This window comes from Syntrophales bacterium (assembly GCA_023229765.1).
Lineage (GTDB): Bacteria > Desulfobacterota > Syntrophia > Syntrophales > UBA5619 > DYTH01.
Genome location: JALNYO010000056.1, coordinates 1 through 13,680 on the forward strand (window position 1 = coordinate 1; position 13,680 = coordinate 13,680).

Annotated in this window: 17 protein-coding genes; 11 read left to right on the top strand and 6 right to left on the bottom strand. The window is 54.1% G+C overall.

The genetic code is table 11. From position 1 onward, the window contains the following. The 6 genes from M0P74_17125 to M0P74_17150 form a co-directional block, all read right to left on the bottom strand. Window positions 1-208, bottom strand: a 208-nt coding sequence (locus tag M0P74_17125; protein ID MCK9365311.1) for a hypothetical protein, incomplete at its 3' end; no start/stop codon positions are given. A 119-nt stretch (window positions 209-327) separates the two neighbouring features. Continuing rightward, window positions 328-639 carry a metalloregulator ArsR/SmtB family transcription factor gene (locus M0P74_17130; GenBank protein MCK9365312.1) on the bottom strand — a complete coding sequence of 104 codons (312 nt, stop codon included), beginning with the start codon at window positions 637-639 and terminating at the stop codon, window positions 328-330. 91 nt (window positions 640-730) lie between these two features. After that, window positions 731-1,063, bottom strand: a complete 333-nt coding sequence (locus M0P74_17135) for a hypothetical protein (protein ID MCK9365313.1) — start codon at window positions 1,061-1,063, stop codon at window positions 731-733. A gap of 55 nt (window positions 1,064-1,118) precedes the next feature. After that, window positions 1,119-1,286 (bottom strand): hypothetical protein, encoded by a 168-nt coding sequence (locus M0P74_17140; protein ID MCK9365314.1) that lies wholly within the window; start codon window positions 1,284-1,286, stop codon window positions 1,119-1,121. Window positions 1,287-1,318: 32 nt separating this feature from the next. Continuing rightward, entirely contained in the window at window positions 1,319-2,464 is a 1,146-nt protein-coding gene (locus tag M0P74_17145; protein MCK9365315.1) for an aminotransferase class V-fold PLP-dependent enzyme, read from the bottom strand. Beyond that, the gene (locus M0P74_17150; GenBank protein MCK9365316.1) at window positions 2,445-2,657 is read right to left on the bottom strand and encodes a hypothetical protein; all 213 of its coding nucleotides are present in this window, start codon (window positions 2,655-2,657) and stop codon (window positions 2,445-2,447) included. The genes M0P74_17145 and M0P74_17150 overlap by 20 nt, the downstream gene beginning before the upstream one ends. A 521-nt stretch (window positions 2,658-3,178) precedes the next feature. Between M0P74_17150 and M0P74_17155 the strand changes: the two genes are divergently transcribed. The 11 genes from M0P74_17155 (at window position 3,179) to M0P74_17205 (ending at window position 13,510) form a co-directional block, all read left to right on the top strand. Next, the gene (locus M0P74_17155; GenBank protein MCK9365317.1) at window positions 3,179-3,391 is read left to right on the top strand and encodes a hypothetical protein; all 213 of its coding nucleotides are present in this window, start codon (window positions 3,179-3,181) and stop codon (window positions 3,389-3,391) included. Window positions 3,392-3,772: 381 nt separating this feature from the next. Beyond that, window positions 3,773-5,041, top strand: a complete 1,269-nt coding sequence (locus M0P74_17160; GenBank protein ID MCK9365318.1) for a glycosyltransferase family 4 protein — start codon at window positions 3,773-3,775, stop codon at window positions 5,039-5,041. A 12-nt stretch (window positions 5,042-5,053) separates the two neighbouring features. Further along, a complete protein-coding gene (locus tag M0P74_17165; GenBank protein MCK9365319.1) occupies window positions 5,054-6,265 on the top strand; it encodes a glycoside hydrolase family 57 protein in 1,212 nt (403 codons plus the stop codon). Window positions 6,266-6,689: 424 nt separating this feature from the next. Continuing rightward, on the top strand, window positions 6,690-6,887 hold the full coding sequence (locus M0P74_17170; GenBank protein ID MCK9365320.1) for a TSUP family transporter: 198 nt from the start codon (window positions 6,690-6,692) through the stop codon (window positions 6,885-6,887). 296 nt (window positions 6,888-7,183) lie between these two features. Continuing rightward, window positions 7,184-7,762, top strand: a complete 579-nt coding sequence (locus M0P74_17175) for a DsbA family protein (GenBank protein MCK9365321.1) — start codon at window positions 7,184-7,186, stop codon at window positions 7,760-7,762. 49 nt (window positions 7,763-7,811) lie between these two features. Further along, window positions 7,812-8,261, top strand: coding sequence for a hypothetical protein (locus M0P74_17180; GenBank protein MCK9365322.1), 450 nt, complete (start codon window positions 7,812-7,814; stop codon window positions 8,259-8,261). A gap of 430 nt (window positions 8,262-8,691) precedes the next feature. After that, window positions 8,692-9,195: a Spy/CpxP family protein refolding chaperone gene (locus M0P74_17185; protein ID MCK9365323.1), complete on the top strand. Its 504-nt coding sequence runs from the start codon at window positions 8,692-8,694 to the stop codon at window positions 9,193-9,195. A 159-nt stretch (window positions 9,196-9,354) separates the two neighbouring features. Continuing rightward, a complete protein-coding gene (locus M0P74_17190) occupies window positions 9,355-10,068 on the top strand; it encodes an ABC transporter ATP-binding protein (protein ID MCK9365324.1) in 714 nt (237 codons plus the stop codon). Further along, entirely contained in the window at window positions 10,052-11,290 is a 1,239-nt protein-coding gene (locus M0P74_17195; GenBank protein ID MCK9365325.1) for an ABC transporter permease, read from the top strand. The genes M0P74_17190 and M0P74_17195 overlap by 17 nt, the downstream gene beginning before the upstream one ends. Before the next feature lie 14 nt (window positions 11,291-11,304). Beyond that, entirely contained in the window at window positions 11,305-12,039 is a 735-nt protein-coding gene (locus tag M0P74_17200; GenBank protein MCK9365326.1) for an outer membrane lipoprotein-sorting protein, read from the top strand. Between the two features lie 118 nt (window positions 12,040-12,157). Further along, window positions 12,158-13,510: a hypothetical protein gene (locus M0P74_17205; GenBank protein ID MCK9365327.1), complete on the top strand. Its 1,353-nt coding sequence runs from the start codon at window positions 12,158-12,160 to the stop codon at window positions 13,508-13,510. The last annotated feature ends 170 nt before the right edge of the window (window positions 13,511-13,680 follow it).

The following is a 13,680-nucleotide window of genomic DNA, read 5'->3' on the forward strand; positions in this document are numbered from 1 at the left end:
AAGGGTGGTAATCCATAGAACCGTAGAGCTTGAAAACCTTGCAATCCCGACATTCCCAGTCGAAATTGAGGATATTCCGGCACTCAGTTCCGGCAACCTCCCAGCAGGGACGTTCCGTGTCTTTATAGGCTGCACAGCGCGAATAAACACCTTCTGTGCAACCTAAAAAATCCCAGCAGGGGATTTTCTCGCTCCAGAAATCAGCCATCTCTATCTAACCTCTAAGCTCCTTATCAGCAGTAAAAAAGTTTTTAGTATCAAATCATTACATTGTTTTATAAATAGTTGGTTGCCATATTGGCCAACCAATAAGCAAAAAAATTATCTTTACAGACATTGCAATTGCTTATTTACTCTGTCTTTAATGACAACATTGGCGCACCTGAAGAAATCCGCAGCACACGGCACTTCGAGTTTATAGATCATTTTCCTCCCGGTTTTCCGTGAAGAAATGACCCCTGATTCTTTAAGAACGAGCAGGTGTTTGGAGATTGTGGATTTATCGAATTGAAACAGTTTGAATATTTCTGAAAAGGAGCACTCTCTGCCCTGGAGAAATTCGATGACCATCAGACGCACTGGATGGGCCATTGCCTTGACAAGTTTTACCCTTAATTCCGCTTCGCAGAAGGTTATCATCTTTTCGCCCCGTCGGATCGCTGATTCGTAACTCTATGCCAACTAACCAACGTCTTGTCAAGACAATTTTTTTCGTTGTATTGACCGCCGCTTAGGCGTCGAACGTGTTTTTCATGACGTCCTGTCTAATTATGAACCGTTCACACCGCTTGTCGATAATCTTCATGAAAGCGAGGGCGCCCGGCGCGTCTCTGTCAAGGACGATCCTCTTTATCTGCATATGTTCATCGGACGTAAATGTTATAATAGCCTGATCAAGCATAATAACCTCCTGAAAAATGTCAATTAATTCAGATTCAAAAACAGTAAGCGCAGGAGGAGGATCTGTGAGCTCGTAGGAGATGCCGAGGGCAGTGAGAGCCGGCAGCACCCGCTGAAACTCGGTTGCGGCGGGGAAGGTGGTCACGAGTAAAGCTGTTTCCATCAAAGGCTTCTTCTGCTACATTGTTTTGCTTGCTTGGGATGAAGGGTAAACTGCGCTATTTCGCACAGCGCCTGCGCGCCGCAGCGTCAACTTTACTGGCGATAACCTTTGTGACGAACCGGAGAATCTCCTGCGGTTCGTTGGAATGGGTAAGCTTGAGCGCCTCCGTCACCTCGGATTCTTCCAGAACGATTACCGTCCGTTCAATGTTATCTCTTGCCATGGCAGCCCTCTTTTCCTCCCCCTCCTGTAAGCCTATCCGATCACGATATTATGCAACGCATCCGCCGCGGCGCTGATTTCGTCCTCTGTGTTGAAGAACCCGGGGCTGAAGCGCAGCGCTCCACCCTGCTCCAAAGTGCCGGCGGTGCGATGGGCCTGGGGCGCGCAGTGCAGGCCGGCTCGCGTCATGACGGCAAATACCTGGTCGAGCACCACAGCAAGCTGGTCGGGCACATACTCATCTATCACTACGGAGACGATTGCCGTGCGGCGGTTCAGATCGGCAGGGCCCAGCAGCGTCAAGTCAGGCAGATCTTGCAGGGCAGTGATCAACTGGGCAGTCAAAGCCATTTCGTGTTCCCGAATGTTCAAAACTCCCTCTTTCAGCACAAAGCGGACCCCAGCCAGCAGCCCGGCTATGCCGGCGGCGTTTTGCGTGCCGGCCTCCAGGCGCAGGGGGAGCTCTTCCGGCATGGTTTCCGGTTCAGATTGGGTGCCGGAGCCGCCCTCGATCCACGTCTCCAGCGTGACGCCGGGGCGGACAACGAGCCCTCCGGTTCCGTGGGGTCCATAGAGCCCCTTGTGGCCGGCAAAGGCCAACAGGTCTATGTGCATCGCTTCCATGTCGATCGAGCAGGCGCCGGCGGTCTGCGCTGCATCCACCAAAAAAAGAACGCCGCGCGCGCGGGCGATCCGGCCGATCTCGGTGATGGGCTGGATTGTCCCCAGGACGTTGGAGGCGTGCTGCATGGCGATCATCCGCGTCTCCGGGCGAATGGCCTTTGCAACATCAGCGGGGGCCAGCGTGCCGTCCACTGCGCAGGGGACGGCGGTTATTGACACCCCGCCGCGCTCCAGCGCTTTGAGCGGCCGCCACATAGCGTTGTGCTCGACGGACGAGGTGACGACGTGGTCGCCCGGCTTCAGGGCGCCCTTGAGCGCCATATTGATGGCTTGAGTCGCGTTCATTGTGAAGGCTACGCCGCCCTGGGCCGGCGCGTTAAAGAGCTGTGTCAGCGCCTCTCGCGCCTTGTCGGCGATTCGGGCGGCCTCTTCCTCCCGCTGATGGCCCCCGCGTCCGGGGGTTGCGCCTACCCACCGCATGAAGCGGTTCACGGCGCGATATACCGATTCCGGTTTGGGCCAGCTCGTAGCCGCGTTATCCAGATAAACTCCCATTTTCCTTTTCCTCGCCGCCCGCCCTACTAATCCCGTAACGATCTGCCATAGCGCGGGCTTGCGGCGCGATCACGGCCTTAAAGAATTTCACTGCCTCGGCGATGTCGCGGTCGAGCACGACTCGCTTGAGCTGGATGGCTTCGGCAGTTCCCACCATCACCCAGATGGCAATATTTTTCTTTTTTGCTTTCATTGAGGGCGCCTTATGCTCAGTTTGCTTGTTTATCCCGGAACGTTCCGTGCGCCGCACCCGCGGTGGAGAGAAACAGATGAAGGCACACCGGACAATATTATGGGAAATATCGCCTTGCGTTGCGGCTGCGCCGGGCCGCTGTCAGCCGAACCTTGGCGGCGATTATAGCCAAGCGCGCATTCCGTGTCAAGATAATTAAGCAACAATATATCCAAACATAAATTGACTTAACAGTCATCAACGATGAAAATGCTTTATTAAATTAGAAAATAATCATATATTAACGCTAATATGGATGATAATATTAATTGCCGTTGACATAAATAAACCAATTCAGTATATTACTATCGGTAAATGTAATAAGGATGCGTGCAGATTTTTAAAGGTTATGTAGGCAATGTCCAATGCAATCCAGCGGCGGGTCTAGCGGGTCAGCAAAAAGGCTGTGAAGCAGCGGGAAGTTTTGCTTCGATATCCTCCGCTCAAGCTCCTGCCAGTCCCACTGTCCCCTGGAGATGACCTTGAAGGCGGGCGCGCCAGTTTACAATCATTCCGCCGTGATCATCAATCGGGCGGGAAAGGAGATCCCGATCAACATCTCGGAGAAAAACCTCATCCGGGACACCCTGAAAGCGCAGGACGGCAACCGGCTCAAAACGGCCCGTCAGCTTGGCCTCAGCCGTTCCACCCTCTGGCGGAAGATTCGCAAACATGGCCTGTCCCGGGCCTCTTGACAGCACTTGCCGTCTTTGGAGGTCATCGTTGAAGCGCCTGCAGCGACATTTTATGGAATGATATGGAAAAGTCGGAATTTCAGAGTCAATAAATTATGATGATTTTCCGTTTCATAATGGCTATGTCTGTCTGGAACAGTTTCATGATGCCGCTCCCTTTTCGTGGATAATCCTTCTAACGTTTTTGTAATCGCTTAATACCATGGTAGGAAAAACCTGCAAGACCAACAGTGATTATTGGCATTGATTTTGCGTCTGATATTACGGTAAAAGGGATTAGCGAACTGATCCGAAGTACTTGTCCAATAGCGGCCAGTCGGTCTAAATTACGAATCAGTAAAGGCGATCGTTTGCAGAATATCGCCAGAGAGGAACGAACCGATGCGCGTTTTTATGTTAGGCTGGGAATTTCCTCCCCATATCAGCGGCGGACTGGGAACTGCCTGTTTTGGGATCACCATGGGACTGAGCCGGCTGGGCGCAGAGATCATTTTCGTCCTGCCGAAAATAAGGGGGGAACAGCGTCCATCTCATGTGAACCTGGTATCGGCGTCGCAAGTTCCCTTGAGCGGCGATTCCGCAGCGGAAATATTCACAAAAACAGTTAAATTCATGGCAATCGAAGCTGCCCTGAGGCCATACGCAATAATCCGACCGGGGAGCGTCGCCTCGTCACGGGGCATCCTGGCAGATCAGAAGCCGAGCCAGGGCACGGGGGAACTCGCCGGCGATTATGGTTCAGACCTCTTCCGGGAAGTGAGCGACTATGGGCGAGCGGCAGGTGTTCTTGCGGGGAAAGAGAGCTTCGATGTCATCCACGGACATGATTGGATGACCGTCCCTGCGGGGATCGAGGCCCGGCAGGTAAGCGGCAGGCCCTATATCTACCATGTCCACTCCCTTGAATTCGACCGGAGCGGCGAGAACGTCAATCGTCAGGTTTACGATGTTGAGTGTTACGGACTTGAGAATGCCGATCATATTATCAGCGTGAGCCATTACACGAAGAATGTCATCGTGAACCGCTACGGCATAAGCCCCGACAAGGTCACGGTTGTTCACAATGCCGTTTCACGCAGCGAGGGGCGCTTATTCCCCCGCGTTGAGAAACGGACCGGTGAAAAGATTGTTCTCTTCCTCGGGAGGATCACGTTTCAAAAGGGGCCCGACTACTTCATTGAGGCGGCGGCGAGGGTGCTGGAGAAGATTCCGGACGTGACTTTTATCATGGCCGGCGCCGGGGACATGATGTCCCGGATGATCGAACGGGTGGCCGAGTTGAAAATGGGCCGCAACTTTCATTTTGCCGGCTTTCTGGAGGGCGAAGAGGTGGAGCGAATCTATGCCATGAGCGATCTCTATGTCATGCCGAGCGTATCCGAACCCTTTGGGATATCGCCACTGGAAGCCATGCTTTATGATGTTCCGGTCATTATCTCCAAACAGTCGGGTGTTTCCGAGATTCTTCACCACGCATTGAAAGTGAACTTCTGGGACGTCAATGAACTGGCCGACAAGATGATCGGGGCGCTCAGGCATCCGGCTCTGGTAATGGAGATGACGACCAGAGCGCGGGAAGAACTGAAAAACATTCGCTGGAACGCGGCCGCGGAAAAAATCCTGTCGGTTTACCGCAGGTTCTGTAAATAGGGAGGAGGGAAGATGCCTTCGGTATGCTGTTATTTTCAGGTTCATCAGCCATTGCGCCACCGCCATTTTACCGTTTTTGACTTCAAACAGGGGCTCTCGTACGAGGATGAGGAAAATAACCGGCAGATTTTGAACAAGGTGGCAAAGAAATGTTACCTGCCGACGAACCGGATCATGCTCGACCTGATCCGGAAACACGGAGGAGATTTCCGGATTTCTTTTTCGGTTACGGGTGTTATGCTCGAACAGATGGAGAGGTACAATCCGCAGGTTCTCGACAGCTTCAAGCGTCTTGCCGATACCGGATGTGTGGAGTTCCTGGGAGAAACCTATTACCACTCCCTGGCCTTTCTGTATTCCATGCGGGAGTTCAGGGAGCAGGTGGCGCTTCACAGGGAAAAGATCAAAGCCCTCTTTGGTCAGACGCCCCAGACCTTCCGGAATACGGAACTGATTTACAGCAACGACCTGGCGAGGGTCATTGAGAAGATGCGCTACAAAGCGATCCTCGCCGAGGGTGCGGACAATGTCCTCGAATGGCGGAGTCCCAACCATGTCTATCAGCCGGCAGGGTGTGCGAAACTGAAGCTCCTCCTCCGCAATTACCGTCTTTCCGATGACATTGCCTTCCGCTTCTCCAATCGGCAGTGGCCGGAGTACCCCCTTACGGCGGACAAGTTCGCCCGCTGGCTCCACCGGACGGATGCCGCCGGCCAGACGATCAATCTCTTTATGGATTACGAAACATTTGGCGAGCACCAGTGGGCGGATACGGGGATATTTGACTTCCTTAAGGCGTTTCCGGGCGAGGTCTTGAAAAACCCGGACTTCAGGTTTCAAACGCCGCTGGAAGTCGCCCGGGAGAACGACTCGGCGGCGCAACTGGATGTGCCGAATCCCGTGTCGTGGGCGGATGTCGAGCGGGATCTGACGGCCTGGATCGGAAACGCCCTGCAGAAAGACGCCATTAATGCCTTATATGGCCTGGAACGAAAAGTCAGAAAAACAAAAAATGCCGGGATTCTAAGCATCTGGCGAAGGCTTCAAACCTCCGACCATTTCTATTACATGTGCACCAAGTGGTTTGCCGACGGGGATGTCCACAAGTATTTCAACCCCTATGCGTCGCCCTACGACGCCTATATCAATTATATGAACATCCTGGCGGATTTTTCTGATGCAATGTCGGCGCAGGCATGCCGGCGGGAGGCGCCCGTCGCATAAGCCGGGGCTGCGCGAGTTGGGGTTCCCAGTCAAAGATAAATGGTTAGATATGCAAGAATCTTCTGCAAATAGACTTAAAAAACTAACTGAAACAGTTTCTCAACCGCGCCGTTTGTTTGGAAGCTGTCTTCCCCGATATTTATACCAATACACTAATATCATGGTGATTATGAAAAAATATTTAGTGGCACTGATTGTGCATCGGTGCCCGGAGAGTTGTCCTTGGGCTTGTCTGCTGACTCGCGCATGAAGGACGGTGGGAGGCATTTTTGATGAAGGCGGCTATCCCCCTGTTCAAAGACAGGGTTTCACCCCATTTTTCCACTGCGCCAGAGGTGCTCCTCGTTCAGACGGAGGGCGGCAGTATCTGCGCTACCTGGAAAAATCGATCGGACTGCCCGTAACTTTGAAAGGAGGAAAGACTATGAGTTTCGTGATTTATTTTATCGTAGGCATTCTGGCCGGAGTTGTCGGCGGTTTGTTGGGGACGGGCGGGTGCGCCCTGATGATGCCCGTGATCCGTTTCGGTTTTCATTTCGACCCGGCCTTGGCCGTGGGAACGACCCTGACGGCGGTGGTCTTCACGGCGGGTTCCGGGGCCTTCCAGCACTTTCGAATGTGAATTTTTCGGGGAATCATTAAGGAGGATTGAGGGCAGTGAAATGAATATAGCAAACGTCAGACAATCGGCCAAGGATATGGTTTCCAACGGGTCTGCGACAAGAATATGGGTTTCCTTTTACTTGAAAACCGCTTGAGGTTCTGTTACTGTCCCCGCCGAAGTTGTGAGGTCACGGAAATCAGAGGCGGCAAGGTCCTTGAAATAAATGCTTCATCACGATGATTCACGCGATGATTCACGGGTTTTGCGACTGTTGTGCCGTATCCGTAAAGGTTTGTAGAATTAAGAGGGAAAAGATGGGATTGAAAAGGGTGTCGGCGGTAGGGGTGTTCTCGCTGCTTCTGGTCTGGTTGAGCGCGGCGGGGAGCGGATGGGCGGAAGAACGAAACCAGACTTTTCCCTCTTTCGGCTCGGGGGCTGTCGAAGTGCGGCTTTACACCGATTATTTCTGTCCCCCCTGTCGGGCAATGGAACCTGGCGTTGAACCGATTCTGAAAGACCTGCTCAAGAAAAACGCGATCCGCCTTACCTTGGCGGACGTTCCTTTGAGCCGGCTCACGCCGCTTTTTGCCAGGAATTTTCTTTACGCCCTTAGGGAAAACAATGGCGCTGAACATGCCTTGCTGGTACGCAGCATCCTCATGGAAGCTTCCACCAACAAGGAGATTGCGACCCAGGAACGGATCGAGGCTCTGTTCAAGGGAAAGGGAATTGCCTTTGTAGTCTGGGATCCCAAGTTCGCCTTCGACCGCTACAACAAGTTGTTACAGGAGGACAAAATCAACGCAACTCCTACCTGCGTCATTATTAAGAACGGCCAGAAGAAGACGTTCGTCGGTGGTGATGATATTATTAACGCCCTCAAGGCCCTGTAATAAAGGATCATTCGCCGGGCGCGACCCCTGCGGAAGGAATGGATGGTGAATGACGAGAGACCGTGTTTTGAAAATCATCAATGTCGTCTTCCCCGTCATCGGCATCGGCCTGATGGTCTTTTACGATGTCTGCGACACCTCTTGCTCCTCCCTGCAGGGGACGTTTATGGGATTGGACCTGAAGATAATCGGGATCCTCTTCATGGTGGGTCTTCTGGCGTTGACTATCCCGCTGGCGTCCCGTTGGGCCGGTTTCGTCCAATGCTCGCGCATTATGATCCTTTCCGGAACCCTGGGGGGGGAGACCCTCCTCGTCCGTTTCCAGGTCGTTAACGACACCTATTGTCCCTTCTGCCTGGCCTTCGGTTCGTGCATCCTGATCCTGTTCATCGCCAACTTCACGAAGGCGAACCGCTATCCAGCTCTGGGGGCCTTTCTGGTCGGGATTGCCGCCTTTGCCATCTTCTTCGAGGGTTCCGTTGCGCCGCTTTACCGTTAATCCATCCAACCCCATCCTTTGGGCCTGTCCGCAAATAACCTGAACATCTTGCAGCTCATCTTTGGGCCATCTTTGGCTGTGGCTCAATCACAAAATCCTCAACGTAGCGCTGCTACGTCTGCGGTTTTGTTCAATCGCCACAACCAAATCCAACCCAAATCTGAGCGCAATCTTGCCCAGGTTATTTGTGGACAGGCCCTTTGTGAATAAAATTAGATCTTCCGGGGTGGATACTGTTTGTCAGGATGGATGTCGAGCTGGATACAGCCGCCGGATACAATGTATCCATGCTGCCCAGTGGCGCAATACCCATTCCTGCGCATAGATCATATATATGCTAATAAAATTAGTTAGATATAGTGTTATGCACGCCATTGGCATATAGCTTGCATTGTAGCAAGCAAACAATTCTCTTGAAAGGAGACAAAAAATGAAGAAAGCAAAGTTTAACATTCACAAAGTGGTAACAGTAGTAGCGGTGATCGCCCTGGCGGCGGTCGTGGCCTCCCCGGCGATGGCCTATCGGGGGATGGCGGGCGGGTTCGGCAGGGGACCCGGCGGTTATGGGATGATGGATCCGGCGCGAGGACTCGATCTGACGGCTGAGCAGACCGCTAAGATCAACGCCCTGCGCGAGGCGCACCTCAAGGATATCCAGCCCCTCCAGGCTCAGCTCTACGCCAAAAATGGAGAGTTGAGAAATCTCTGGCTGGCCAAGACGCCGGATCAGGAGAAGATACTCGCCCTGCAGAAGGAGGGGCGGAACCTCCGCGATCAATTGACGGACAAGCTGACCGCCTACCGCCTGGAGGCGCGCAAGATTCTGACGCCTGAACAGCTGGCGAAGGCACAGTCTTATGGGTTGGGGCGGGGAATGGCCCGCGGCGGAGCCGGCATGCGGGGTGGTTTCGCCCCCGGCTGGGGAATGCGTTAACTTACTAATGAACGGACGTCCCGGCCGTGTGATTTGGCCGGGACGTCCAATAAAACGGGTATTAATAAAAGAAGTATCCAGCCGATGGCGATATTGTTCACAGAGTTAGTCCCGCCGGGACTGGGCGATTTTTCAAGACGTGATAAAAGGAGGGCAACAGTGGCCTTAATTGCAGCAGAGCAGATAACCAAGGAATACCGGGTGGGCGAGGTGGCGGTTCAGGCCCTCCGAGGCGTCAGTTTCGAGATCGAACCCGCCTCGTTCGTCTCCTTTGTCGGACCGTCGGGAAGCGGGAAGACGACCCTTTTGAACCTCATCGGCTGTTTAGACAAGCCGACGGCGGGGAACATGAGAGTTGCCGATACCGATGTGGCCTCCCTGGACCGCAAGGCGAGCGCTGCCTTCCGGGGCAAGACCATCGGTTTCATTTTTCAGGACTTCAACCTCCTGCCGGTTTTGACGGTTTACGAGAACATTGAATACCCCCTTTTGATGGTGCAGAAGGTCTCGACCCAGGAACGTCAGAAGCGGGTAACCGCCCTGTTGGCGGATGTCGGGATGGCCGATCAGCGGGACAAGCGGCCCGACCAGATCTCGGGTGGGCAGAAGCAGCGGGTGGCCGTTGCCCGGGCGCTGGTGACGAACCCCAAGCTGGTGCTGGCGGATGAACCGACGGCCAATCTGGACCACGATACAGCCTACATGGTGCTCAACCTGATGAAGCAGATGCGGGATGAGTTCAAGACCACCTTTATCTTCTCAACCCACGACCCAAAGATCGTGGGCGAGGCGGAAATCATCTTTACACTCGAAGACGGCAAGCTTAACGGGGCAAAGAACAAGGGAGGAAACGGCCATGGGCAATCTCTTTAAAATCGCGATCCGGAATCTGCTCCGGTACAAAAGACGGACGCTGCTGACCGCTTCGCTGATTACCGTGGGCGTCGTCTTCGTTCTGGCCTTCGTCTCCGTGGCCGGCACCTTCAAGAACATGATGATTGGCCAGGTCACCGACTCGATGATTGGCCACCTGCAGGTGCACCGGAGGGGGTTTGTCGCCTCCATCGAGACGCTCCCCTTGAACATGAATCTTAAAGGGGGCGCCATCGGCAAACTGGAAAAGATTCTCGATGCCCAGCCGGAGATCGAGGCCTATTCGCCGCGGGTGAAGTTCGGCGGCATGTTCAGCAATTTCACGGAGACCTCCAGCATCCGGGTGACGGCGATCGATCCGGCCAGGGAGTTCAAGACGGTTCCGCTCCTTCCCAACCGGGTCATGGAAGGTGAAAAGGAACTTAAACCGGGCGGGATACTGATCCCGGAATTGCTGGCCCGGGGGATGAAGGTCAAGCCGGGTGATGCGGTTGTTGTTGTGGCCACCAACGCCGACGGTTCGGTGAACGGCAAGCAGTTCGTGGTCACAGGGGTGATGGAGAGCGCGACCGGTCCCGGCGGCCGGGACGGCTACATCCACCTGGACGACGCCCGTGAACTCCTGCGGATGGAGGATAAACAGGTAAGCGAATACGCCATCCGCCTCAAAAAATTTGGAAATCTCGCGGCCTTTGGCAAGAAACTGGACAGCCTGCTGGCCAAGGAACTAAATCCGCAGGGGAAGCCCATCTTTGAGGTGCACACCTGGGAGAAGCTTTCACCCTTCTTCAACATAGCCCGGATGATCGATCTGATGACCTTTTTCATCAAGCTCATGCTTATCGCCATTGTCCTGATCAGCATCATGAATGTGATGATCATGGCCGTCTATGAACGGATTCGCGAGATAGGCACCATCGCGGCGATCGGGACGCTCCCCGGAAAGATTCTCAGCATGTTTGTGATCGAGGGTTTCTGCATGGGGGTGGTGGGCGCCCTGATCGGCGATCTGGTGGGGATCGGTCTGGTCTGGATACTCAATCTCTTAAAAATCAGCTACAACTTCGGCATGCAGAAGGGGCTTGTTCTTGAAGCCGGCGTTTCTTTGGCCGACATCCTGATGATTTCGGCCACGGTCATTTTCGTCTCGGTTATTGCCAGCCTCCAGCCCGCCTTCAAGGCGTCGCGCATGGAGCCGATCCAGGCGCTCAGACATATCTAAGAAGGAGGGTTTCCATGCGTTACATGAAGGGGATTATAGTTTTATTATCGCTGTTTATTGCCATGCCTGTTTATGCGCTTGACGGCAAGGCGCTCTTGAAACAGATGGACCGGAACCTCAGTCCCGATTCCTATGAGTCTTACCGGAAGCTCATCAATATTGAGCCCTCAGGGGCGAAAAAGGAGTTCACCCTCTTTACCGTCAAGAAGGGTCTTGACAAGGTGGCAGCCCTTTTCATCGCCCCGGCCAGCGAAAAGGGGCGCAGCACCCTGCGGCTGGGCGATAACATGTGGCTCTTCATTCCGAACGTCGGCAAGCCGATCCGGATCACGAGCCTCCAGTCGGTTGTGGGCGGCGTTTTCAACAATGCCGATATCCTTCAGCTCGATTACGCGGCGGAATACGACGTGGAGAAGGTAGAGGAGACGGGCGGTCAATACCTGCTTTTTCTTAAGGCCAAGACCAAAACCGTGGCCTATGACCGGCTGAAAATCTGGGCGGACAAGAAGAGCGTCCTGCCGACGAAGATCGAGTGCCTCACCGAGGCGAACATGCTCATCAAGACGATCTATTTCAAGGACGTCAAGAACTTCGGCGGCGGCATCACTCGGCCGGCGGTGATCGAGACGGAAAGCCCCCTCTACAAGGGCTACAAGTCGGTGATGATCTTCGCCGGGTTCAAGAAGCGGGATTTCAAGGATGAGGTGTTCACGTTGACCTTCATGTCCAATATCGAATCGCTGCGATAACGCTTGCGGGTGAAGCAAGCTTGGGGATTGTTGGTTAGTCAGGGGCGGCAGTCGCGTCTTTTCGTCGGCCGCCCCTGTTATTGATCGCTATCCCGTGCTTTTCCGGGGAGGAAGACAGATGCGCAAAAACACCAATTTGAGTACTCAGCGAGCATGCCGGCGACGGTTTTTTGCCGCGGGCGCTCTGTCCACGCTTATTTTGGGCTTTCTCCTCTGGCCGTCGTTTCTACGCGCCGACGAGACCTACAGCTTCAATCTGGCCGAGATCGAAAAAAAACCCTACCATTTCGGGGGGTATCTGGAGGCCAAGCCGCTTCTCTCCCATCCCAGCGTGGATTCTGCAGTTTACCGCCTTAAATATAGGGAGCGCGATCTGGGGAAGTCGCTGGAGGAGGCCAACCTCAAGCTTCAGCTCGCGGGGAGCTACGAGAAGGGGATTGCCGGACTCTATTTCAAGACCAATACGGATTTCAAACTTTCCCGGTTGGGGGATCAGGAGAGCACGGACCTCTTCGAGGGCTATTTATCGCTGAAACCCTCGTCGTCCTGGCGGATCGACGCGGGCAAGAAAACCTTCAAATGGGGGAAGGGCTATGCCTGGAACCCCGTAGGATTCATCGACCGTCCCAAGGATCCGGACGATCCGGAGGTCGGGATGGAAGGGGTTTTTGCCCTGTCGGCCGACTATACGAAGAGTTTCGACGGGGCGCTGAAAACCGTTTCCTTCACCCCGGTGCTCCAGCCGGTTTACGACCACGTGAACTCTGAGTTCGGGAAGAATAATTATATTAATGCCGCCGGGAAGCTCTACCTCCTTCTCTACGACACGGACATCGATTTTATGTTCCTTACCGGCGGCAGCCGGACCACCCGCTTCGGCGCCGATTTTTCCCGGAACGTGACAACGAACTGGGAGATTCACGGCGAGATCGCCTACCTCAAGGATTTTCAGGCGAACCTGGTGGATTCCTCCGGCAAGGCGACGCCCCTGGAGTTCGACGCGACGAGTTATCTTCTGGGAACGCGCTACCTGACGGCCCGGGACACGACCTACATCCTGGAATACTACCGCAACGGCATGGGTTTTTCCGGGGACGAAATGGAGGATTTCTTCGGATTTGCACAAAACGCCTATCGAACCTATGCGGCCGGCGGCGGGGACGCCGCCCTGAAAAAAGCTGCCCAGCTCTTCGAGGGGCAGTACGGCCGCCCCAATGCAATGCGGGACTACCTCTACCTGCGGGTTTCCCAGAAGGAACCCTTCGGTCTCCTCTACGTTACCCCGGCGCTGACTACAATTCTCAACCTGAACGACCGGAGCTTCACCCTCTCGCCCGAGGTGGCCTACACGGGGATCACAAACCTCGAGCTGCGCCTCAAGGCGAGTATTATCCGCGGCTCCGTCGGGAGCGAGTATGGCGAAAAACCCTTCGACTTCAAGCTGGAACTGCGGGTCGGGTACTATTTTTAAGCTGAAACCTGCCCGGGATCGAAGGCCATTTTTGTAATCCATCGAGGCAATTGCAAAACCATTTGTCATTCCCGAATGTCTCTATCGGGAATATGGTTTTTCAAGCAGTTAGAACCAGATTCCCGCTCAGAATCGTTGCGGGAATGACAAGAATGGGGAGTTTTGCAATT